The sequence below is a fragment of the Streptomyces smyrnaeus genome, assembly GCF_017676345.1.
In the GTDB taxonomy this organism is placed as follows: domain Bacteria; phylum Actinomycetota; class Actinomycetes; order Streptomycetales; family Streptomycetaceae; genus Streptomyces; species Streptomyces smyrnaeus.
The window spans coordinates 86,877-108,562 of sequence record NZ_JAFFZM010000007.1; the positions used below are offsets into that span (position 1 = coordinate 86,877).

Consider the following 21,686-nt stretch of genomic DNA (forward strand, 5'->3'; position numbering starts at 1 on the left):
ACGTACGGATGCCAGCCACTTCTGTGCAGGCCCCCGCCCGCCCGGCACCGCTGCCGGGCGGGGCGGGTCCGGGCACCGGCGACCCCGAGCACAGCCCGCGCCGCCGGGCCCTACGCCGCCGACGCCTGATCGCCCTGCTGTTCATGCTGCCCGCGCTGCTGCTGCTCGGCGCGCTCGTCGCTTATCCCATCCTCTTCACCGTCGGGCGAAGCCTCTTCGACGCCTCGGGCACTCGCTTCGTCGGCGTCGAGAACTACGCGGAGATGTTCCGCGACCCGGCGACGCTGAAGGCGATCCGCAACACCACCATCTGGGTGGTGGTCGCGCCGCTGCTGCTGACCGGCCTCGGGCTGATCCTGGCCGTACTGACCGAGAAGATCCGCTGGGCCACCGCGTTCAAGCTGGTGCTGTTCATGCCGATGGCGATCTCCTTTCTCGCCGCGGGCATCATCTTCCGCGTCGTCTACGAGCAGGACCCCGAGCGGGGCGTACTGAACGCGGTCGCCGTCGGAGTGCACGACGCCTTCGAAGAAGGCGCCAGCTACCCGACAGCGCGCCCCAAGGACAGCACTGTGCTGGCCAAGGGCAAGGACGGCTCGTACACGACGAAGGACAAGGCCTCCCCCGGCAACACGGTCAACCTCGGCCTGGTCGGCGTCCCGCCCAAGGATCTGCCGAAGGACGCCGAGCCCGCCCGCGACGCCTCGGCCGCCACCCCCGGCGGCGCCGAGCTGCGCGGTGTGGCCTGGGTGGACTTCACCCTCGGCGGTGGCGGAAAACCCGGACAGGTGGACCCGAAGGAGAGCGGGCTGCCGCGCCTGGCGGTGGAGGCGGTCGACGCGGACGGAAAGGTCGTGGCCGAGACGACCACCGCGTCCGACGGCTCGTACCGCTTCGACAAGCTGGCGGCCGGCGACTACTCCGTACGCCTGCCCGCGCGGAACTTCGCCGAGCCCTACGGTGGTGTGGAGTGGCTCGGTCCCGCCCTCATCACCCCGGCGATCATCGGCGCCTACCTGTGGATCTGGACCGGCTTCGCGCTGGTACTGATCGGAGCCGGGCTCTCGGCCATGCCACGGGATGTGATCGAGGCCGCCCGGATAGACGGCGCGAACGAGTGGCAGATCTTCCGCAGGATCACCGTGCCACTACTGGCTCCAGTGCTCGTGGTGGTCTTCGTGACCCAGGTGATCAATGTGATGAAGGTCTTCGACCTCGTCTTCGTCATCGCACCCGGCCCCGTGCAACAGGACGCCAACGTCCTCGCCCTGCAGATGTGGCTGGTGTCCTTCGGCGGTGGCAACAACCAGGGCCTGGGCAGTGCGCTGGGTGTCCTGCTGCTGCTCTTGGTGGTACCGGCGATGATCTTCAACATCCGACGCTTCCGCAGGAGCCAGTCATGACCGCCCTCCCCACCACGGCTTCCTCCAAGACCGGGAGGCCGCGGCCCATGGCCTGGCTGCTGCGGCAACTGAGCCGCAGCCTGGTGCAGCTCGGTCTCGTGATCGTCGGGCTGCTGTGGCTCACCCCGGCCTTCGGGCTGTTCATCGGCTCCCTGCGGCCGGACGAGGACAACGCGGCCACCGGCTGGTGGAACGCCCTCACCAACCCCGGCAGTCTGTCCTTGGACGGCTACTCGGCACTGCTGGACAACTCGGGCATCGTCGATGCCTTCTGGAACACGGTGCTGATCTCGGTGCCCACCACGGTGACCGTTGTGGTGGTCGCGGCCCTGGCCGGATATGCCTTCGCCTGGCTGGAGTTCCCCGGCCGCGACTGGATCTTCCTGATCGTGGTGGGCATGCTCGTGGTGCCCATCCAGGTCGGCCTGCTGCCCGTGGCCAAGATGTTCGGCGCGGTCGGGCTCTTCGGCACGATCCCCGGAGTGGTCCTCTTCCACGTTGCGTACGGACTGCCGTTCGCCGTCTTCCTGCTGCGGAACTACTTCGCGGAAATCCCCCGCGAAATGCTGGAGGCCGCCCGGATGGACGGCGGCAGCGAGTGGCGGATCTTCCTCCGGCTGGTACTCCCGCTGGGACGTCCGGCGATCGCGTCCCTTGCGATCTTCCAGTTCCTGTGGGTGTGGAACGACATGCTGGTGTCGCTGATCTTCGCAGACAGCCAGTCGCAGCCGCTGACGGTGGCCCTGCAGTCGGAGATGCGGCAGTTCGGCAGCAACATCGGCGTACTGGCGCCCGGAGCCTTCCTGTCCCTGATCGTGCCAGTGGCGATCTTCTTCGCCTTCCAGCGGCACTTCGTCCAAGGCGTGATGGCGGGGTCGGTGAAATGACTCGTAGATGCTCGTAGAGGGAAATGCTCTGTAGGCGAAGTGACCTCGCCGACCGAACAGCAGAGCCATGAGGCGGGGCGCCACCCATACGGTGGCGCCCCGCTTCGGCGACGTAACAGTGACTGCGCCGCTGCCGGTTGGGGCCTGACCAGTCGACAGAGTCACGCCTTGCGGGCGCGGCAGCCCTCCTGCAGTGCTTTTCGCCACCGGGCGCCGACGGGGGCCGCTCGTCTGCCTCACCCCGGTGTCGCTCGGCTTCGCTGTCGAGGTGGAGAGGTCGGGGACGACGCCGTCCAACTGCGCGGCCCCTACCGGATGGACTTGATCAGCTCTCCGTCCCGGGTGTCACCGCTCAACTCCCACAGGAACGTGCCGCCCAGCTTCTGCTTCTTGGCCCAGTCGGTCTTCCCTCCGATGGTCTGCGGAGTGTCGTAGCTCCACCACTCGTTGCCGCAGTGTGCATAGGCCGTACCGCCGACCGTGCCGTTGGCCGGGCAGCGGGTCTTGAGGACCTTGTAGTCCTCGATGCCCTGCTCGTATTTGCCCGGAGCCGGTCCGGTCGCCGTTCCGCCGGGTTCCTTCTGCGTCACACCCGTCCAGCCACGGCCGTAGAAGCCGAGCCCCATCAGGATCTTCTCAGGAGGGACTCCGTTCCATATGAGTGCCGCGATGGACGACTTGGTGTCGAACAGCTTCTTGGGGATCCCGTCGTAGTCTTCCAGTGGCGAGTGCGGCGCTGTCGGTCCCTGTTTGTCGAAAGCGCCGAAGTAGTCGTATGTCATGGGCAGGTACCAGTCGACATACTGTGCGGCCGACTTGTAGTAGTCGGAGGCCTCCATCTTGCCGCCCTTGGTGGCGTCGGCGGAGATGGCCGCTGTCACCAGCTTGTCGCCGAACTTGCCACGCAGCGCCTTCATCACCTCCGTGAAGGCGTGTCGGCCGCTGGTGTCGCAGCTCAGACCGCAGGCGTTCGGGTACTCCCAGTCGATGTCGATGCCGTCGAAGAGCCCCTTCCAGCGGGAGTCGTTGAGCAGGTTGTAGCAGGACTCGGCGAAGGCCTCGGGATTCTTGGCCGCCTCACCGAAGCCGCCGGACCAGGTCCAGCCGCCGAAGGACCACAGCACCTTCAGGTCCGGGTGCTTCTGCTTGAGCTTGAGCAGCTGGTTGAAGTTGCCGCGCAGCGGCTGGTCCCAGGTGTCCGCCTTGCCGTCCACGCTCTGGGCGGCGGTGTAGGCCTTCTCGTAGTCGGCGTAGCTGTCGCCGACCGTGCACTTGCCGCCCTGGACGTTGCCGAAGGCGTAGTTGATGTGGCTGAGTTTGTCGGCCGAGCCCGAGGTCTCGATGTTCTTGACGTGGTAATTGCGCTGGTAGACGCCCCAGTTGGTGAAATACCCAACCGTCTTGTCCGTGGCCTGCGATCTCGCGGCCGAGGTCAGTTCCGGCCGGTCGTCGCTTCCGCCAGAGGTGTTGACCGCGAGCAGGGCCGCGGCCACAGCTGCCGCGCACAACGCGCTTACGACGGCGAAGAGGCCGCGGCGGCGTTGGCCTTTGGCGGGGCCGAGATCCTGTCTTCTGTCCGATCCGAGCATGGTCACCTCGCGAGTAGGGTGCGGGGAGGGGTGCCTGTCATCCGCCCTGGGAACGCTGGAGGGCGTGATCAGTCCGTCGATCGTTCGGACCGATAGCAGCTGTCGGCACCGCCCCCAGCAACGGCCGTGATCACCGTTCGGTTCAGTCCGCCGTCTGGAGTGGCCCGTACGGCGGTGACGGGCGGCGCCCGATCAGGCGCGGCTCAGGCACAACTCGACTCGGCCGCAGTCGCTACCGCTGTTCCCCGACTCTGCCCAGCTGTTCATCACCGGCCGCGGCCCCCTGGCTGATGCCCGGGCAGCCCGGGTCAAGGGAGCGGGGTGGCAGTACGGCTGCCTGTGACGCGAAGAAGGTCCAGCTTCCCCGCCTCGATGCTGCCGCTCGCTGCCGTGTAGGTGACCATGCGCAGGTCTGCGCCGGGGACGACGAGGACGTCGCAGTCGAGCAGGATGTCGCCGATCTGAGGATGCCGGATCGTCTTGCGGTCCGTCGTGTGCTGGGCGGCGGCCGTCTGTGCGGTCCAGAGACGGGCGAAGGCATCGGAGACTTCCCGCAGCTCCTGCACGAGACGACCGAGCTGGGCATCCCTGGGATAGCGGGAAACGGCGTCCTTGAGGTCGGCGACGATCGACTCCGCGAAAGCGTCCGGTCCTCGCTCGGATTGGACGGGAAGCATCGAGGCATGCGCGGCGCCGTTGCCGAAGAGTGCGCGGGCGAGGTTCCGTTCGGCGGTCGGGAGGGTGGCGGGGTCCCCGTGCAGGGCGCTCCATGTGGTGTTCCACCACACCAGGGTCCAGTCGGCGGTGAACACCCCGATCGGTATGTCGCCCAGGCGCGCGGCGAGCCGTTGAATGCCTGGGGGCACATGAGTGCTGACCTTCCCGTCCTGGGGTGGAAGGAGCTCAGCGCTCCGGTACAGCTGGTCGCGCTCCGCGCGGGAGAGCTGAAGTGCCCGGGCGAGGGCGCCGACGACCTGGGCCGAGGGGTTTGTCGCACGCCCTTGTTCCAGGCGCAGGACGTAGTCGACGGAGAGTCCTGCCAGCTGTGCGAGCTCCTCCCGGCGCAGCCCCGGGACACGGCGGCCGTCGGCCATCGAGAAGCCGGCGTCGGCCGGGGACAGTCGGTCACGCCAGGTGCGCAGGAGTGCGGCGAAATCGGAGCGGGAGGAAACCATGGGTTCATTCTCGCTGGTCGGCGCAGGATGAGCCTGGGTACTGCCAGTCCTAGTGACGGGCACGGCACTGGTTGGCGGTGGCGCCACCGTCGAACGTGGAGATGCGCCCGAGCCGGGCGCCATCGGTTGACCAGTTGAGGAGCCTTCCATGAAGCACACCATCGTGATGACGGGCGCGAGCCGCGGGATCGGCCGCGCCGCCGCGGAGCACATCCTGCGCCAGTCGCCGGACGCCCACCTTGTCCTCGTGGCCCGTGGCTCCTCCGGGGCGCAGCTCGCTGCGGAGCTCGGCGCAGGCGGGCACCCGGTCTCGCATGTCTCGGCGGACCTCGGCTCGCTGTCCGGCGTCGGCTCGGCAGCCGACAAGATCCGCGACCGGCTCGACCGCGGTGACCTGCCGCCGCTGCGCGGCTTCGTGGGCAACGCGGGCGTGCAGTACACGAACGCGCTGGCCGAGGGACCCGACGGGTTCGAGGCCACTTTCGCCGTCAACGTGCTCGCCAACCACCTGTTCGTCCGACGGCTCCAGGACCGCTTCGCCGCTCCCGCCCGGATCGTGCTCACCACCAGCGACACCCACTTCGGCGACTTCAAGCACAACATGGGCATGGTGCCCGGTCCGGTCTGGAAGTCCCCGGAGGTCCTCGCCCGCACGGGCGCCTTCCCCAAGCCGGACACCGCGGCGGGCGGGCGCACCGCGTACTCGACGAGCAAGCTGGCCGTGATCTACCTGGTTCACGAGTACGCGCGCCGGCTGCCGGCCGGGATCGACGCCGTCGCCTACAACCCGGGGTTCGTCCCCGGCACCGGCCTCGCCCGCAACGCGGGACCGGTCGCCCGGTTCGCGATGCGCCGCATCATGCCGGTGATGGCCCTCACTCCCTTCGCCACCGGCCCCGGTGTTGCGGGCCGCTACCTCGCCGACGTCGTCCTCGGCACGACCCATGCGCCGACCGGCTCCTACGTCGACCGCAGCCGTGCGGCCCACTCGTCGCAGGAGTCCTACGACCCGCAGCGCGAAGGCGAGCTGTGGGAGGCCGCCGAACGGTTCACCGCGACGTACGCAGCCAAAGCGGAAACGTTCTCAGGCGACGTGACGGGCACGCCCCGATAGCTCGACCAGCGACTGAACGGCCCGGGCGTCCAGCTCCTTGGCAGCCGGGTTTCCGTCGAGGGCGCACCGAACGTCGCTGCGTTCGATCGTGATCGTTAGGCTGTGGACGTGGCGGATGCAGAGGACACTACGGAGACTGTCTGCCGGGTCTGCGGTTTCGAGGGTGAGGTGTTCTGGGAGGGTGGCTGGCCGAATGAGGCTGCTATCTGTCCCTGCTGCGGCAATGAGCCCGATGTCGGGGACGCCAGCGTCACGGGTCTGCGCAGCTACCGCGGATATTGGGTGGGACGCGGTGCCCCGTGGAACAGTTCGCTGGAGGAGCGCAAGCACCGGCGCGAGGGTTGGGACCTGCTGAAACAGATGGAGAACATCCCCCCGCAGTGGCGTTGATCGAGGTGACCGGCAGAGTCACGGCATGAGTCGCCGGTGGCAGATCAGGATGGTTGCGACCCTGAAAAGCCGCCGTCCTCGGGGTGTTCGAGCGCGTCGTCGAAGGCGACGAGGCCGACGACGACCGCCGCGATGATCATCGAGGTGAGCGCCACCGCTGCCCAGAGGAGGACGGTCTTCAGCCAGTGACGGCCCGAACGTGCGCCGGCAGCCGCCCCGGGGTGCGCCTGACCGGCGATCGTCCCCGACGGCGTCTCAGCCGCGACGTTTCCCAGCCGCGCCTCAGCCGGTTCTCTCCGCTCGCCCCCACAGGGTCTGTCCGAGCGCCTCCGACCATCGCCCGCGGCCGAATGGCGGCCCCTCACCACCTCGCCTCCGCTGCCCGAATCAGGGGGCCGGTACGGGACCGCCGGGCCGGAACCGCTCCACCCCGACGATGTGCCGCACCTTGACCGGGCGCACGATGACCGCGACCCGTTCCTCTCCCGGCATGAGCCACTCGAACCGTTCGCTGCCCAGGTACTTCCGGGCCAGCCGGTCCATCCGCTCGTGGGCCTCCTCGCCCTCGATGAAGCGGGTCACCTCGCCGCTGATCTGCACCCGGTCGAAGGGGTCGGCGGCGTCCGCATGCGAGAGGTAGACGCGAGGGTCCCGGCGCAGGTTCTCCTCCTTCACCCGCCCCACCGAGGTGTTGAACGTCAGCTCGCTCTCGCCTTCCAGATCCACCCACATCGGGCTGACCTGCGGTGCTCCGTCGGCGAACACCGTCCCGACATACCAGATGTGGGGGGCGCGCAGTCGGGCGCGGACGGCTTCGGTGAAGGTCGTACTCATGCTCGGAGGCTACCAAGCACCATGATCGACGGGGCGGCTCGGGGCGCTGCGGCATCGTGCGGCACCCGGCGCCCACCGCGGCGCGCCGCCACGCCCCCACCGCACCTTCCGCGGCACCTCCCCGTCCCTGACTGACGGGGTCTCAGGTGGCCTTGGGTCGCTTCAGGTGGTCTTCGGCCGCTTCCGTCGGCCGCGGTCGACGGCGCGGTGGTCGGCCGCGGCATGGCCTGCGCCGCGTCCCTCCGCGCGGGCCACGATCAGTTTGTCGGCCACCCGGACCGCGAACTCGGCGCCGTCGTCGACCGAGTCCCGCCCGAGGGCTGCGGAAACCGCGCCGTTGTCGTCGAACACGACGCGCGTCCGCGGCAGTTCCCCGGCCGCGAACACCCGGCGCAGGCAGCCGATGAGATCGAGGAGTCGGAGTCGGGCCAGTCGGCCGGTCTCGGCCGGGTCGTCGGTCACTACGACGATGGTCACCTCGTCGCCGGGGCGGGCCGCGCGCACCGCCTCCTCGGTCGCGGACAGCCGGGCCACGCCCAGCGTGACGATCACGCCGTCGTCGCCGAGGTCGATCGGGCGGCCGGTGATCTCGTCACGCAGGCCGCCGGGTGCCGCCCACTGGTCCTCCGTCGACCGCGCCGGAGCGACGAAGGGCAGGTGGGGCGGCTCCGCGTCATCCGTGAGGGCGATGTCGGCCAGGTGCTCGGCGGCACCGGCCAGATCGAAGGGGTCACCGACCCCGGGGGCGTTCTCCGCGAGGCCGGCCGCGCCGTGCAGCAGGGTCAGTGCCAGCGCGGCACGGCGCACCATCCGGGCGTGGGCCCCGGGGAGCGATTCCAGGGCCAGGGCGAGCAAGAGGGCTTCGAATCGCACGAGTTCGGCCAGCGCGGCCCTGGTCGGCGCGGTGTCGAGCACGCCGGACAGCGAGCTCAGCTGGAGGTGCCCGCTGCCGGGGGTGTCGCCGGCGAGTGGCAGGCGTTCGAGCCAGACCCGGGCGAATGCGCCGAGCGCCTGCCCGGCGGAGTCGGGTGATTCCATCGGCGGCTCGGCGGCGGCCCTGGCCCGCTCGGCGGTCTCGGTGAGCACCGCGAGGTAGAGCGCGCGCTTGCCGGTGAAGTTGGAGTAGACCGCGCCCCTGGTCAGTTCGGCCCGTTCGGCGATGCGGTCGATCTTGGCGTCCGCGTAGCCGTGCTCGGCGAACTCCTCGCGCGCCGCGACCAGCACCGCGGCCCTTGTCCGCTCCTGCTGTTGGGCCCGGGTCAGCCTCGCCATCGTGTCCCCTTCCGCTCCCGTGGCATGATACAACGGGCATCCAGATGCCAGCATCATCGGAAAACAGCGAGCATTGGAGATCGGGTGTGGATGACGTGGGGCTCGAAGTCGACGGTCTGGTCAGGAGATTCGGACGGACGACGGCGGTCGACGGGGTGAGCCTCGCAGCTCACCGCGGCCACGTGCTGGGACTGCTGGGACCCAACGGCGCCGGCAAGACGACCGTCGTCCGCGTCCTGGCGACCCTGCTGCGCCCGGACGCCGGCCGGGTGCGGGTGGCCGGTCTCGACGTGCTGCGGGATCCCGCCGGGGTCCGCCGACGCATCGCGCTTTCGGGGCAGCACACGAGTGTCGACGAGGAGCTGACCGGGCGGTCCAACCTGGTCATGATCGGCCGACTCCTCGACCTCGGCCGGCAGGACGCCCGCCGACGGGCCGGCGAGCTGCTGTCCCGCTTCGGCCTCGAGGAGGCGGCCGATCGTCCGGTCGCCACCTACTCGGGCGGGATGCGACGCCGCCTGGACCTCGCTGCCGGCCTGGTCGGGCGGCCCGAGGTGCTGCTCCTCGACGAGCCCTCGGCCGGGTTGGACCCCGCAAAGCGCGACCAACTGTGGCGGACGATCCGCGAGCTCGCCGAGGACGGCGTCACGGTCCTGCTCACCACGCAGTACCTGGAGGAGGCCGACGCCCTCGCCGACGAGATCACCGTCGTCGACCACGGGCGGGTGATCGCCTCCGGCATATCCGCCGACCTCAAGCGCCAGGTCGGCGGGCACACCGTCGTCCTGAGACCGGCCGACGTCGGCGATCTCGATGCCGCGGCGGCCGTCGTCGCCCAGGTCACCGGGCGGGAGCCCGGCCGGTCGCACCGCCACGAACTCGTCGCGCCGGTCGCCGACGACGCGGAGTTCTTCCACATCGCGGCGCGACTTCGGGAGCTCGACCTCGACATCAGTGAGTTCGCGTTCCGGCTGCCCAGCCTCGACGAGGTCTTCCTCCACCTGACAGGGGCCACCGCCACCGACCACGCCGCCGAGGAGGCAGCATGACCACGCCCCTCACCCGGGCCACCGGGCCGCGCCCCCTCGCCACCCTCCGGCACAGCGTGGTCCTCGCCCGGCGCAGCCTCGCCAAAACCACCCGCAACCCGGGGCCGGTCGTGAACGGCGTCATCACCCCCGCGCTCTTCATGGTCCTCTTCCTCTATCTCTTCGGCCGCCCGGTCGCCGGCTCCACCGCCGAGTACGCGCAGTATCTCTTCCCCGGGATCCTCGTCATGGGCGCCGGTCTCGCCGGCATGGTCTCCACCGGAACGGCCATCAACCTGGACCTGAGGAACGGCGTCACCGACCGGTTCCGCAGCCTCCCGATCAGCCGCACCGCACCGCTGCTCGGCTCCGTGCTGGCCGACGTCCTCCGCTATCTGATCGCCGTGGTGATCCTCTTCGCCATCGGCACACTGCTGGGCTTCCGGGTCCAGGGCGGCGCCCCCGCCGCGCTGGGCGCGGCAGGTCTCGCGATCCTGTTCGGGTTCTGCCTCAGCTGGCTCACGGTCCTCATCGGCGTCCTCGTCAGGAGCGCCGAGGCCGTCACGGCGTTCAGCTTCATCGCCTTTCTGCCGCTCCAACTGGGCAGCAGCCTGACCGGCCCGACCGACACCCTGCCCGGCTGGCTGCGGGCCTGGGCCGACATCAATCCCGTCACCCACGTCATGGACGCCTGCCGCGCCCTGCTGAACGGGACCCCGGAGGCGGGCAGCGTCGGCCGCGCCCTGCTCTGGTCGGCCGTCCTGTTCGCCACCTGCTGCCCGCTCGCCGTCCGCGCCTACGGGCGCCAGGAGTGAACCTCCCACCGGAGGAAGGAACCAACATGGACACACCGGAGACCAAGGCGCCGGACGCGGTCCTGCCGGCTCTGCACGCCCTGCGCTGTGTCGGCGCCGCCGGCACCGCCCGGCTCCACGAGGTCACGGGCCTCGACGAGTCCGACCTGACATCCGAGCTCATCGACCTCGGGGCCGCCGGCCTCGTCACCCGGTTCCCCGGCAACCCGCCCTGCTGGCTGCTCACCGACGCCGGCCGCGCCGCGGACGCCGAACAGATCGCCCACGAGCTCGACTCGGCCGGCGCCCGCGGTGCCGTCGAGGTGGCGTTCGGCCGGTTCCTCGTCCTCAACCCGGAACTGCTCGACCTCTGTGGAGCCTGGCAACTCCGCGACGTCGGCGGCGTCGTGAGTGCCAACGACCACCGCGACCCCGCCTACGACGCCCGCATCCTCGACCGGTTCGCCGACCTCGACCGGCGCCTCGCCCCCGTCTGCGCCGAACTCTCCGCCGCCCTGTCCCGCTTCGGCCGCTACCGGATCCGGCTCGCCGGCGCCCTCGACCGCGCCGCGGCCGGCGAGCTGGAGTACGTGACCGACGACCTCGCCTCCTATCACACCGTGTGGGCGGAGCTGCACGAAGACCTGCTCGCCACCTTGGGAAAGCAGCGATGAGATGGATCCGCGCGCTCTCCGCCGAGCTCGACGAGGGAGCGGACATGGACGCACTGGGCGGCAAGGCGCTCGGCCTCGCCCTCCTGCACCGCCTCGGGCTTCGGGTGCCGGCCGGTTTCGTCGTCACCACGGAGGCGTGCCGCGCCTTTCTGCGGGACGGCTGCCTGCCCGACGGGCTCCGCGACGAGCTCGCGGCCGCCGTCTCCGGCCTCGAACTCGCCACCGGCCGCTCCTTCGGCGGGCCGCGGCAGCCGCTCGCGGTGTCCGTGCGCTCCGGAGCCGGGGTGTCCATGCCCGGCATGATGAGCACGATCCTCAACCTCGGCCTCACCACAGGGGCCACCGCCGGTCTGGCCGCCGAGACAGGTGACCGGGCGTTCGCCGAGGACTCGCGGCAGCGTCTCCTGTCGAGCCTCGCCGCCACGACCACCGACGACGCGCCGGTCCCGGACGACGCCGACCGACAGCTGGTGCTGGCGATCGAGGCCGTGTTCTCGTCCTGGGACGCGCCGCGCGCCCGCACCTATCGCGCCGTGCACGACATTCCACACGACCTCGGTACGGCCGCGATCGTCCAGTCGATGGTGTTCGGGAACCGGGACGCCCACAGTGGCACCGGGGTCGCGTTCAGCCGCGACCCCAACACCGGCGCGAACATCCCGTACGGCGAGGTCCTGTTCGGACACCAGGGGGAGGATGTCGTCTCCGGCGCCTCGGCGACCAGTCCGCTGCGCGCTCTCGCCGACCGGGAGCCGGCGGTGTGGACGGAGCTGCACGGCGCCCTGCGCCGGATCGAGGGGCACTACCGGGACGCCTGCTACGTCGAGTTCACCTACCAGTCCGGCGAACTGTGGCTCCTCCAGGTCAGGCCCGGCCGGTTCGTCGGCGGCGCAGCCGTCCGCCTCGCCACCGAACTCGTCGACGAGCGGGTCATCAGCCGCCATGAGGCGCTGCGCAGGGTCTCGACCGAGCACCTCAGGCACGTCCGCACGCCGCGCATCGCCTCGTACGAGGAGACCCGCGTCCTCGCCCGGGGGGTCGGCGCCTGCCCGGGCGTCGCGACCGGCCGGGTGGCGACCACCCCCGATCGGGCGGTGCGCATGGCCAGGGACGCCCCGGTCGTCCTGGTGCGCCCGGAGACCTCCCCGCACGACATGCACGGCCTCGCAACCGCCGCCGGAATCGTCACCGCGCGCGGCGGACCGGCCAGCCACGCCGCGGTCGTCGCCCGCGCCATGGGTAAGCCCGCGGTCGTGGGCGCCGCCGGTCTCACCTTCGACCCCGGTACCGGCGCCGTGACGGCCGACGGTCTCTCCCTCGACGACGGCACCTTCGTCACCGTCGACGGGTCCAGCGGTGAGGTCGCCCTCGGCCGCCCCCGCATCGTCGCCGACCCGGCCGGCGACCACCTGAACCGACTGCTCGCCTGGGCCGACGAGGTCTCGGGCGACCACTCGGAACGCAGCGAGTCCCAGCGCCTCGCCGCAGCCCACGCCGCGCTGGCGTCCCGCGGCACGGCGCCGCCGACGCGTGGGGCGAACCGACCGTGGTCCGGGACGCACTCGAAGCGCCGCCGGCCCGCCGGCTCGGCGTGAACTGCGGTAACACGGCGCTGACCGCGATCGAGTACCGCTTCAACGGTGGCTTTCGGAGTACGGGTCCAGTCGTCCGGCGCTGTCGCGTGGGCGGCCGGACCCTGCTCCCGACCTGGCGGAGGAGAACAGTTCCTCCCCGGCTACCGCATCTGTGCTAAGCGGGAGAGAAGGTCCGCACTCCGCACGGATCAGCTGACCTGGGCTCCGATACCTGTGATGGCCTGCGGGAATTTGCAGGAGGCGATCGACCATCCGGAGGTTCGCCATACGCCGTAGTGCGTGGTCCCGTCCGAGCACTTGATCTGGACCCGATAGCTGTCGACTCCGGAGCACTTCGTCGAGCCGGTCACCTTGTTGCTGGAGATCTGGAACTCACATGTGCCCTGTATGGCTTGTCTCTGTTCAGACGCCGCTGTGGCGGTGCCACTTGTGGCGAACACCGCCCCCGCCGCCAGCGCGCAGAACGTCAGGGCCTTGGTCAACTTCATGTCACTCCTCGGTTCGCTGTCCCCCCGTGAGACCGTCAAGGCTGCCCTTGTGCTGCGTGGCGGACAGCTCGACAAGCCACAACGAGAATTCCGAAGAGGGCCGGCCACACGTGGTGCACGTATGGCTGCCCCCGTCGAAGAGCATGACAGCTTGTGCGGTTAACTGTCCGATTCTTTTCGGACAAGAGTGATTGATGTTGAATTCTGATCTCTGCGTCAGTCGTGGCGGCGGCTTTCAAGGCATTTGTGACACTGGGCGCACATCAGTCGCGGGACCGGGCTCGACGGCGCACTACCGCTCGTCCGACGCCGGACCTTCGTCGGTCCCATCCGGCGCGTGGCCTGCGACGGCTCGCCACCACTGCCGCTTGTTCTCGACCCGTACGACGATTCCGAGGGCCGCCAGCTCCTCCCGCAGCTCCCGCAGGTCGTCCTCCTCACCGCCCTTGCGCAGCAGCTGGGCACGGGCCCGGAGCACGGCATCCGCACCCGGGGGCAGGCCGGTGGCGCCGGGTACCCAGCGGCGGAAGTCGCTGTGGAAGGGGTCCGTGTCCAGCCAGGTGTATCCGTGCCGGGTGAAGGCGGCGGACACCCGGTCGGCGTCGAGGTCGCACTTCTCCCGGGCCAGTTCCGTGCCGTCGGTGCTCAGTACGACGAGTTCCTTACCGTCCAGGAAGGCCGCCCGGACCCGGTCCCGCCCCAACTCCCACGTAGCGTCCTTGACGCTCAGCTCCACCCGGGACCCTGACACCCGCAGGGCGAGCGACTCGTGCAGACCGATCAGTCCGACGACCAGTCCTGCGACCGTCCCGACTGCCACGGCACACAGGCTCTGCCAGGGTTCGGGGGTTCCCACGAGCATCCTCAGCGGTCCTTCGAAAGGCACCCAGGGCCATTCCACGACCCACCCGGCGGCCAACTTCGCCAGGAATCCGGCGATCATGCCCGCCGCGGCGAATCCGGGCACCAGCCAGCGCGGTTGGGCGACCGTGGTCTCCTTCTCCTGTACTTCCATGCTTTTGAGCCTCCCGGCCGGCGGGCACCGCGTCGTCAGCCGAAGGTCTATGGCTCCTCGACGGAAGTAGCCGAATCCGGGCCGCAAGTCAGCGGGACAAGGAACCGTGCAGCGCGTATCACCCGTCACTCCCGAACCGAAAACTTTTCGGCTGTATCTCGCCATTGTTTCGGCGGCGCGTCATGCACCAGGATCTGTCCCACCATCGCGAACCCGGGCCCATGCGGTCCGGCGTGGGCGAGTTGGCAGGTACATGTCCGAGGCATGGATCCACCACGCCCGTCCCCTCACTGACGAAGAGAGGCAGCCGATGATCAGTACAGCCTCAGGCGCGAGAAGCAGATCGCGCCTCTCCCCACGCGCCACGGTCCGCCGCAACAGCTTCCGCCGCCTTCTGGCCCTGGGCGTCGGCGGGCTCCTCAGCATGACGGGGGTCGTTGCGCTCTCCGGTCCCGCTCAGGCCGCGAGCACCCTGGGTGGCTCCGCCGCCGCGCAGGGCCGTTACTTCGGCGCCGCGGTCGCCGCCAACCATCTCGGCGAAACACCGTATGTGAACACGCTCAACACCGAGTTCACATCGGTGACCCCGGAGAACGAGATGAAGTGGGACGCACTCGAAAGTTCTCGGGGAACGTTCACCTTCGGCGCAGCCGACCGGATCGTCTCGCACGCCCAGCAGCAGGGCATGCAAGTCCGTGGGCACACGCTCGTATGGCACTCCCAGTTACCCGGCTGGGTGGGCACCCTGGGCGCCGCCGACCTGCGTGCGGCCATGAACACGCACATCACCGAGGTAATGCGGCACTACAAGGGCGAGATCCACTCCTGGGACGTCGTCAACGAGGCATTCCAGGACGGCGGCAGCGGCGAGCGGCGCAGCTCGCCGTTCCAGAACAAGCTGGGTGACGGCTACATCGAGGAGGCCTTCCGCACTGCCCGCGCGGCCGACCCCGCAGCGAAGCTCTGCTACAACGACTACAACACGGACGGGGTGAACGCGAAGTCCAACGCCGTCTACAACATGGTCAAGGACTTCAAACAGCGCGGCGTCCCCATCGACTGTGTGGGGTTCCAGAGCCACTTCAACAGCAACTCCCCCGTACCGGGCGACTACCGGCAGAATCTGCAGCGCTTCGCTGACCTCGGCGTCGATGTCCAGATCACCGAGCTGGACATCGAGGGATCGGGCTCGGCCCAGGCCACCAGCTACGGCAACGTGGTCAGGGCGTGTCTCGCGGTCTCCCGCTGCACCGGGATCACCACCTGGGGCGTCACCGACAAGTACTCCTGGCGCAGCAGCGGCACCCCCCTGCTCTTCGACGACAACTACAACAAGAAGCCCGCGTACCACGCCGTGCTCACCGCGCTCGGTGGAAGCGACGACGGTGGAGGTACACGCAGCTGCACCGTCTCGTTCGCGAAGCAGGAGCAGTGGGGCGACCGCTACAACGGCAAAGTGACCGTGACGGCGGGGTCCTCCGCGATCAGCGCGTGGAGCGTGCCGGTGACCGTCGGCTCGGGGCAGCGGATCTCTGCGACGTGGAACGGTACGCCCAGCTGGGACAGCAGTGGCATGGTCATGACGATGCGGCCGAACGGCAACGGCAGTCTCGCTGCGGGAGCCTCGACCAGCTTCGGGTTCACCGTGATGACGGGCGGCAACACCGCACCGCCCGCCCTCGGTGGCTGCACCGCGTCGTGAACTGTGGGGGCCCTGGTGGACGGTGTCACCACCGCCTGCCAGGGCCCCGGTGCGGCGCCGCACGGATACCACCCGGCCGCATGGGGGCGGTCATGGCAGTGGCAGGTGCTCCACTCGGAACTCCGGGTGCAGCCGCCGCCCGTGGTCCACCGTGCGCGCCTCACCGGTGAGCCGGAGCCTGGCCGTCAGTCGCGGGTCGGTGCTGGAGGCGCTGAGCCGCAGGTGCAGTTCGCCGGGTTCGACGATGCGACGCCCGTCGCGACCCGTGAACGACGCGAGGTCGGCCGGTACGGTCACCCGCACCCGCGCCGCGGCACCGGGCGCCAGCTCGAGGCGTACATACCCGATGAGGCGCTGCTCGGGCTGGACGACCGAGGCGACCGGATCGTGCAGATAGAGCTGGACGATCTCGGTGCCGGTGCGTGTGCCGGTGTTGCGTACGGTGCAGGCCAGCGCGAACTCACCGTCCGTACCGGCCTCTTCCGCTGCCACGTCGAGCTCTGACCAGGTGAAGGTGGTGTAGGTCAGTCCGTGTCCGAAGCCGAAGGCCGGTGCCGGGTCGACGCTGGAGACGTCACTGGTGTGGCCGAGCCGGGCTGCGAGATAGGTGGCGGGCTGCGCGTCGGGGAGTTTCGGCACGCTGATGGGCAGCCGTCCCGAGGGGGCGACCCGTCCGCTGAGGACGGAGGCGAGCGCCCGCGTTCCCTCCTCGCCGGGGAAGAAGGTCTGTACGACGGCGGCGGCGCGTGTTGCCGCACTACCCAGGGCGTAGGGGCGGCCGGCCAGGAGTGTGACGATGACCGGTGTGCCCGTGTCCAGGAGTGTGTCGAGCAGTTCTTGCTGTGCCCCAGGCAGGGCCAGGGAACCGGCGTCGCAGCCCTCGCCGCTGGTGCCCCGGCCGAAGAGCCCCGCCCGGTCCCCCAGCGCGGCGATCACCAGGTCGGCTCCGCGAGCCAGCTGCGCGGCAGCGGCGAAGCCGTCCGTGTCGCGGCAGTCGACACTCGTGCCCGGCGCGCTGACGATCTCGCTGCCGGTGAACTCGGCCGCCAGGGCCTCGCGCACGGTCGGCAGCTCGATGCCGAGCGGTTTGTGCGGGTGCTGGGTGCCGACGTGGACGGGGAAGGAGTAGCAGCCGAGCACCGCTGTCGGCACGTCGGCGTTGGGGCCGATGAGCGCGATGCGGGCCGGCGCGGCATCCGCCGTGAGGGGCAGGGTGCCGTCGTTGTGGAGCAGGACGACGGCACGCTCTGCGACGCGGCGTGCCAGCGCGCGGTTGGCGCGGGTGTCGAGGTCCACGGTGCCGCGCGGGTCCGCGGCGTCCGTGCCCGCTTCCGGCCTGTCCGCATCCCCCTCCGCTTCTTCGGCCCTCCCGGCGAGCGCGGGCGGCACCGGGTCCCAGTCCGCGTCGAGGAGGCCCAACTGGGCTTTCTGGGTGAGGACCCGGCGCACGGCTCTGTCCACGAGGGCTTCGGGCACGAGGCCGTCTCGGACGGCGCGGCGCAGCGGCTCGCCGAAGGCCTTCACGGTGGGGAGTTCCACATCGACCCCGGCCATGAGTGCCCGCGCTGCGGCTTCGTCGAGGCTGCCCGCGACGCCGTGCAGCGTCTTGAGGAACGCGATCCCGAAGTAGTCGGCGACGACGGTCCCGTCGAACCCCCAGGTCTCGCGGAGCAGCCCGGTCAACAGACGTTCGTCGGCCGCCGAGGGGATGCCGTCGGTGTCGGTGTAGGCGTGCATCACCGACCGTGCGCCGCTCTCGCGTACGGCCATCTCGAACGGCGGCAGGATGACGTCGGCGCGCTCGCGGGGCCCCATGGCGACGGGCGCGAGGTTGCGCCCCGCGCGGGAGGCGGAGTATCCGGCGAAGTGTTTGAGGGTGGCGACGATGCCCGCGGACTCCAGTCCGCGCACATAGGACGTGCCGATGGTGCCGACGAGGTAGGGGTCCTCGCCGATGGTCTCCTCGACGCGGCCCCAGCGGGCGTCGCGCACGACGTCGAGGACCGGGGCGAGACCCTGGTGAACGCCGACCGCACGCAGGTCGCGGCCGATCGCCGCTGCCATGTCCTGGATCAGCGCGGGGTCGAAGGTGGCGCCCCAGGAGAGCGGTATGGGGTAGGCGGTCGCGCCCCAGGTGGCGAAGCCGGCGAGACATTCCTCGTGGGCCAGGGCCGGGATGCCGAACCGGTTGGCGCCGGCGATCCTGCGCTGGGCACGCAGCAGCGCGAGGGCGCCCAGCGCGGCGTCGACGGGGGCTGTCCCGAAGGGCCGGGTCAACTGTCCCAGTCCGTACGGCAGCAGGTCGCCGAGCTGGACGGGGTCTTCCATGTCGTGCTGGTGCGGGGCGACCTCGGCTCCTTCGTCGGTGGTGCCGACCCACACCCCGACGAGTTGGGCGGTCTTCTCCTCCAGGGTCATCTCGGCGAGCAGGGCGTCGGCCCGCTCCTGCGGAGTGCGGTCCTTGTCCCTCCACAGCGGGACATGGGACTCCTCGGGGCGTGTGGTCTCTACGGTCACGTGGCCGGTCACTTTCCTCCGACGCCCATCAGCCCCTGGACCAGGGCGCGGCGGGCGAACAGATAGACGAGCAGGATGGGAAGCATGGACAGGACGACCGCGGCGAACAGGCCCGGGGTGTCTACTCCGTGTTCGGTCTGGAAGTCGTAGAGCCCCATCGTGATCACCTTCGTCTCCGCCGACTGGGTGAGCACCAGGGGAAAGAGAAACCCGTTCCACGCCTGGAGCGCGGAGAAGACGACGATCGTCGAAAGGCCGCCGCGGGACAGCGGCAGCACCAGACGGAAGAAGATCCGCCGGGACGAGGCACCGTCCACGGTCATCGCCTCGTACAGATCGGGGGTGATGTCGCGCATCGCTCCTGTGAGGACCAGCGCGCACACCGGCATGGCGAAGGCGGCGGTCGGCAGAATGACGCCGACGAGGTTGTCGTAGAGCCCCGCCTGGCTGATGACGTAGAACATGGGCACGATCACGGCCTGCGACGGGATGGCGAGGCCGAGCAGGAAGAGCCGGAAGACGGTGTTCGTCAGCCGGCTGCGGCTGCGGACGATGGCGTAGGAGAGCGGAGGCACCAGGAGCAGGACGATGCCCACTACGCACACGGTGACGATCAGCGTGTTGAGGAAGTACTGCCCGAAGCCGCTCTCGGTGTTGTCGAGGTTCTTGAGGTAATTGTCGAGCGTGAAGCTGTCCGGCAGCGCCAGTGGACCGTTTTCGGCATAGTCGGAGCGGGACTGGAACGTGGCGGTCAGCATCACGTACAGCGGCAGCCCGACCAGGAAGAGCCAGACCAGGGACCCGAAACCGGCGAGGTAGTTGGGACGGCGCTTGATCACAGGCCCTCCATCGTGCTGCGCATCTTGCCGTAGCCCGACAGTCGCACCATGATCAGCGAGATGACCGTGGCGACGAGGACCAGCAGCACGCCGATCGCCGAGGCGGTCCCGTAGTCGTAGCTCTTGAAGGCCTTCTGGTACATGTAGAAGGCGCTGATGGTGGTGTCGGTGCCCGGGCCGCCCTGGGTGAGGATGAGGACGGTCTCGAAGGTCGTCAGGCCGCCCACCACCATCAGGATCATCGAGGTGATGATGCTGTTGCGCAGTTGGGGCAGCGTGATGTGGAAGAACTGCCGCACGGTGCCCGCGCCGTCGATCCGTGCCGCCTGGTAGAGCACCTGCGGCACGGCGCGCGCCGCTCCCTGGTAGATGAGCGTGTGCAGCGGGGTGAACTGCCAGGCGCTGACGAAGACGAGAACACCGATGGCGCTGCTTTGCACGCCGAACAGGTTGCCGTCGCCGAACAGCCAGGACACCTGCGCCGGCACCCCGAAGTTGGGGTCGAGTACGGCGCGCCACAGTACGGAGACGGCGGTGGCCGACAGCAGCAGCGGCACGAAGTAGATCGCCGACAGGACGGCCCTGTTGCGCTGGTGGCCCGCGGCCCAGACGCCGAGCAGGATGCTCAGCGGGGTCTGGATGGCGACCCCCAGCACCGTGAGCAGAACACTGAGCCAGAGGCTTTTGAGCATGACGGGGTCGTCCAACAACTTCTTCCAGTTGCCGAGTCCCACGAACTCCGGTCCGCTCAGCCCGTCCCAGCTGCTGAGGGAGAGCGCAGCGACCAGGACGAGCGGGACGAGCGCGAACAGGGCGAAGAAGACGGCGGCGGGTGCCGCCCAGGCGGACCCCGGGCGGCTGGTACCGGTGCCGGAGCGGCCTGGTGGCCGTCCGCCCGATGCTGCCCGGCGGCGCTGCGTGGCTGGTGGGGTGAGGCTGGTGGTCGTCATGACGTGATCCAAGTCAGGGGGCCGGCGCACGGTCAGGAGGTGGGCAGGGCCTGCATCGCCTTGATGAAGCCGTCCTCGTCGAGCCCTCCGTTGAGGAACCGCTGTACGGCCTGGTACATGGATGTCGTCGCCTTCTGCGGGTACGCCTGGTCCCAGGAGAGCTGGAAGTCCGGGGCCTTCTTGACCAGGTCGTACTGGAAGTGCGCGAAGTGGGGGCTGGCGGCGGTGTCCAGGAACTTCTCGGTGTTCGTCGTGGTGGGCAGGTTGCCGACACCCAGCTGTGCCTTGACGAACTTGTCCGAGTACTGGAGCTTCAGGAACTCCGCGACGGCCTCGGGGTGCTTCGTCTTCTTCAGGACGGAGTAGAAATTGTTGGTGTTCCCGACGAGGTTCCGGGGGTCGCCCTTGCCGCCTTCGACGGTGGGGAAAGCGCTGTAGCCGAGGTTCTTCTCGGCGAATTCCGGATGGGAGTCCTGCTGGGTGGCGTACTCCCAGGAACCCATCAGCTCGAAGCCCGCCTTGCCGTTGGCCAGGAGAGTGGGTGAGCCCTGGTCGGTGAACTTCACCGAGTCGTAGTTCGTGCCGAACGCTCCGGCATCGGCCAGGTCCCGGAGCATGCCGAGGGCTTTCCTGCTCCCGGCGCCCGCCCAGGCCTCCTTGTCCCCGTCCAGGGCCTTTTGGAACAGCCCCGGTCCTGCCACCCGGTCGTAGAGGTACTCGAACCACATGAGGGTGGGCCACTTGTCCCCGCCGCCCAGGGCGATCGGTGTGACACCTTCGGCCTTGAGCTTTTTGACGGCGGCCAGCAGGTCCTGCCAGGTCTCCGGCTGCCGGACGCCGGCGTCCTTGAGTACCTTCTTGTTGCTGAAGAGCAGCACGGGCTGGGTGCCGCGCATGGGGATGCCGTACGCCTTGCCGTCCACCACGGCGCTGTTGAACACCGAGGGCAGGAACTTCTTCTTCAGGCCGGGGTCCTTGGCGATGAAGTCGTCCAGCGGCAGCAGCAGCCCCGCCTCGACGAACGGTTTGATGCTGCCGCCGCCCCAGTTGAAGAAGATGTCGGGTGCCTGCTTGCTGTTGATGATCGTCTGAAGCTTGGCCTGGTAGTCGGCGCCGGGGATGGTGTCCAGCACCGCCTTGACGTCCGAGGTCTTGTTGAAGTCGGCGATGAGCTGCTTCTCCACCTTGTTCGTGGCGTCGCCGTAGACCAGGACGTGGATCCTGCCGTCGTCCCCGCCCGCCGAGCCGGTGCCTCCCCCGCACGCGGACAGGGAAAGCGCCAGGGCCAGGGCTGCGGCACCGGCGGAGGACCTCGGGAACCGTGCGCATTGCCTCATCGCATCGCCTCTCGAAAATGTTTCGATACTGACACCGAAACTTCTTGCGTCGGGACGCTAGAGCGCGGCCCCCAGGGGGTCAA

Annotated in this window: 19 protein-coding genes; 9 read left to right on the top strand and 10 right to left on the bottom strand. The window is 69.5% G+C overall.

Annotated elements, in window-relative coordinates; translation table 11 throughout:
- The first annotated feature begins 8 nt into the window (after nt 1–8).
- Complete coding sequence (locus JW613_RS13450; protein ID WP_209211040.1) at nt 9–1,403, top strand: ABC transporter permease; 1,395 nt, start codon at nt 9–11, stop codon at nt 1,401–1,403.
- A 47-nt stretch (nt 1,404–1,450) separates the two neighbouring features.
- Complete coding sequence (locus tag JW613_RS13455) at nt 1,451–2,290, top strand: carbohydrate ABC transporter permease (RefSeq protein ID WP_099877049.1); 840 nt, start codon at nt 1,451–1,453, stop codon at nt 2,288–2,290.
- 308 nt (nt 2,291–2,598) lie between these two features.
- Here JW613_RS13455 and JW613_RS13460 read toward each other — a convergent pair whose 3' ends face one another.
- Together JW613_RS13460 and JW613_RS13465 are read right to left on the bottom strand one after the other, a co-directional pair.
- The gene (locus JW613_RS13460) at nt 2,599–3,879 is read right to left on the bottom strand and encodes a glycoside hydrolase family 18 protein (protein WP_209211041.1); all 1,281 of its coding nucleotides are present in this window, start codon (nt 3,877–3,879) and stop codon (nt 2,599–2,601) included.
- A 308-nt stretch (nt 3,880–4,187) separates the two neighbouring features.
- On the bottom strand, nt 4,188–5,054 hold the full coding sequence (locus JW613_RS13465; protein ID WP_209211042.1) for a helix-turn-helix transcriptional regulator: 867 nt from the start codon (nt 5,052–5,054) through the stop codon (nt 4,188–4,190).
- A 148-nt stretch (nt 5,055–5,202) separates the two neighbouring features.
- Between JW613_RS13465 and JW613_RS13470 the strand changes: the two genes are divergently transcribed.
- Nucleotides 5,203–6,168 carry an SDR family NAD(P)-dependent oxidoreductase gene (locus JW613_RS13470; protein ID WP_209211043.1) on the top strand — a complete coding sequence of 322 codons (966 nt, stop codon included), beginning with the start codon at nt 5,203–5,205 and terminating at the stop codon, nt 6,166–6,168.
- Nucleotides 6,169–6,276: 108 nt separating this feature from the next.
- Nucleotides 6,277–6,558 (top strand): hypothetical protein, encoded by a 282-nt coding sequence (locus tag JW613_RS13475; protein ID WP_209211044.1) that lies wholly within the window; start codon nt 6,277–6,279, stop codon nt 6,556–6,558.
- Between the two features lie 387 nt (nt 6,559–6,945).
- Here JW613_RS13475 and JW613_RS13480 read toward each other — a convergent pair whose 3' ends face one another.
- Nucleotides 6,946–7,392 (bottom strand): TIGR03618 family F420-dependent PPOX class oxidoreductase, encoded by a 447-nt coding sequence (locus JW613_RS13480; RefSeq protein ID WP_099877055.1) that lies wholly within the window; start codon nt 7,390–7,392, stop codon nt 6,946–6,948.
- A 162-nt stretch (nt 7,393–7,554) separates the two neighbouring features.
- Complete coding sequence (locus tag JW613_RS13485; RefSeq protein WP_209211045.1) at nt 7,555–8,664, bottom strand: TetR family transcriptional regulator; 1,110 nt, start codon at nt 8,662–8,664, stop codon at nt 7,555–7,557.
- Between the two features lie 86 nt (nt 8,665–8,750).
- On the opposite strand from JW613_RS13485, the gene JW613_RS13490 reads away from it, so the two are divergent.
- From JW613_RS13490 to JW613_RS13505, 4 genes are read left to right on the top strand one after another with little or no spacing between them, the layout of a single operon-like run.
- On the top strand, nt 8,751–9,713 hold the full coding sequence (locus tag JW613_RS13490) for an ATP-binding cassette domain-containing protein (protein WP_307865881.1): 963 nt from the start codon (nt 8,751–8,753) through the stop codon (nt 9,711–9,713).
- Complete coding sequence (locus tag JW613_RS13495; RefSeq protein WP_209211047.1) at nt 9,710–10,507, top strand: ABC transporter permease; 798 nt, start codon at nt 9,710–9,712, stop codon at nt 10,505–10,507. The genes JW613_RS13490 and JW613_RS13495 overlap by 4 nt, the downstream gene beginning before the upstream one ends.
- 26 nt (nt 10,508–10,533) lie before the next feature.
- Nucleotides 10,534–11,160, top strand: coding sequence for a transcriptional regulator (locus tag JW613_RS13500; RefSeq protein WP_209211048.1), 627 nt, complete (start codon nt 10,534–10,536; stop codon nt 11,158–11,160).
- Nucleotides 11,157–12,755: a pyruvate, phosphate dikinase gene (locus tag JW613_RS13505; RefSeq protein WP_209211049.1), complete on the top strand. Its 1,599-nt coding sequence runs from the start codon at nt 11,157–11,159 to the stop codon at nt 12,753–12,755. Before JW613_RS13500 ends, JW613_RS13505 begins: the two co-directional genes overlap by 4 nt.
- A 188-nt stretch (nt 12,756–12,943) precedes the next feature.
- Here JW613_RS13505 and JW613_RS13510 read toward each other — a convergent pair whose 3' ends face one another.
- Both JW613_RS13510 and JW613_RS13515 read right to left on the bottom strand, forming a co-directional pair.
- Complete coding sequence (locus JW613_RS13510) at nt 12,944–13,243, bottom strand: hypothetical protein (protein ID WP_209211050.1); 300 nt, start codon at nt 13,241–13,243, stop codon at nt 12,944–12,946.
- A 292-nt stretch (nt 13,244–13,535) separates the two neighbouring features.
- Nucleotides 13,536–14,258: a YqeB family protein gene (locus JW613_RS13515; RefSeq protein ID WP_209211051.1), complete on the bottom strand. Its 723-nt coding sequence runs from the start codon at nt 14,256–14,258 to the stop codon at nt 13,536–13,538.
- A 424-nt stretch (nt 14,259–14,682) separates the two neighbouring features.
- Between JW613_RS13515 and JW613_RS13520 the strand changes: the two genes are divergently transcribed.
- On the top strand, nt 14,683–15,960 hold the full coding sequence (locus tag JW613_RS13520; protein ID WP_245225575.1) for a glycoside hydrolase family 10 protein: 1,278 nt from the start codon (nt 14,683–14,685) through the stop codon (nt 15,958–15,960).
- A 90-nt stretch (nt 15,961–16,050) separates the two neighbouring features.
- On the opposite strand, the gene JW613_RS13525 is transcribed toward JW613_RS13520, so the two are convergent.
- Genes JW613_RS13525 through JW613_RS13540 form a run of 4 tightly spaced genes read right to left on the bottom strand, consistent with a single transcriptional unit; the run spans nt 16,051 to nt 21,603 of the window.
- Complete coding sequence (locus JW613_RS13525; protein WP_443742841.1) at nt 16,051–18,435, bottom strand: beta-xylosidase/alpha-l-arabinosidase; 2,385 nt, start codon at nt 18,433–18,435, stop codon at nt 16,051–16,053.
- 50 nt (nt 18,436–18,485) lie between these two features.
- The gene (locus JW613_RS13530) at nt 18,486–19,313 is read right to left on the bottom strand and encodes a carbohydrate ABC transporter permease (RefSeq protein ID WP_209211229.1); all 828 of its coding nucleotides are present in this window, start codon (nt 19,311–19,313) and stop codon (nt 18,486–18,488) included.
- Nucleotides 19,313–20,266: a carbohydrate ABC transporter permease gene (locus JW613_RS13535; RefSeq protein ID WP_209211053.1), complete on the bottom strand. Its 954-nt coding sequence runs from the start codon at nt 20,264–20,266 to the stop codon at nt 19,313–19,315. The genes JW613_RS13530 and JW613_RS13535 overlap by 1 nt, the downstream gene beginning before the upstream one ends.
- Before the next feature lie 32 nt (nt 20,267–20,298).
- Entirely contained in the window at nt 20,299–21,603 is a 1,305-nt protein-coding gene (locus JW613_RS13540) for an ABC transporter substrate-binding protein (protein ID WP_209211054.1), read from the bottom strand.
- Nucleotides 21,604–21,686: the final 83 nt, after the last annotated feature.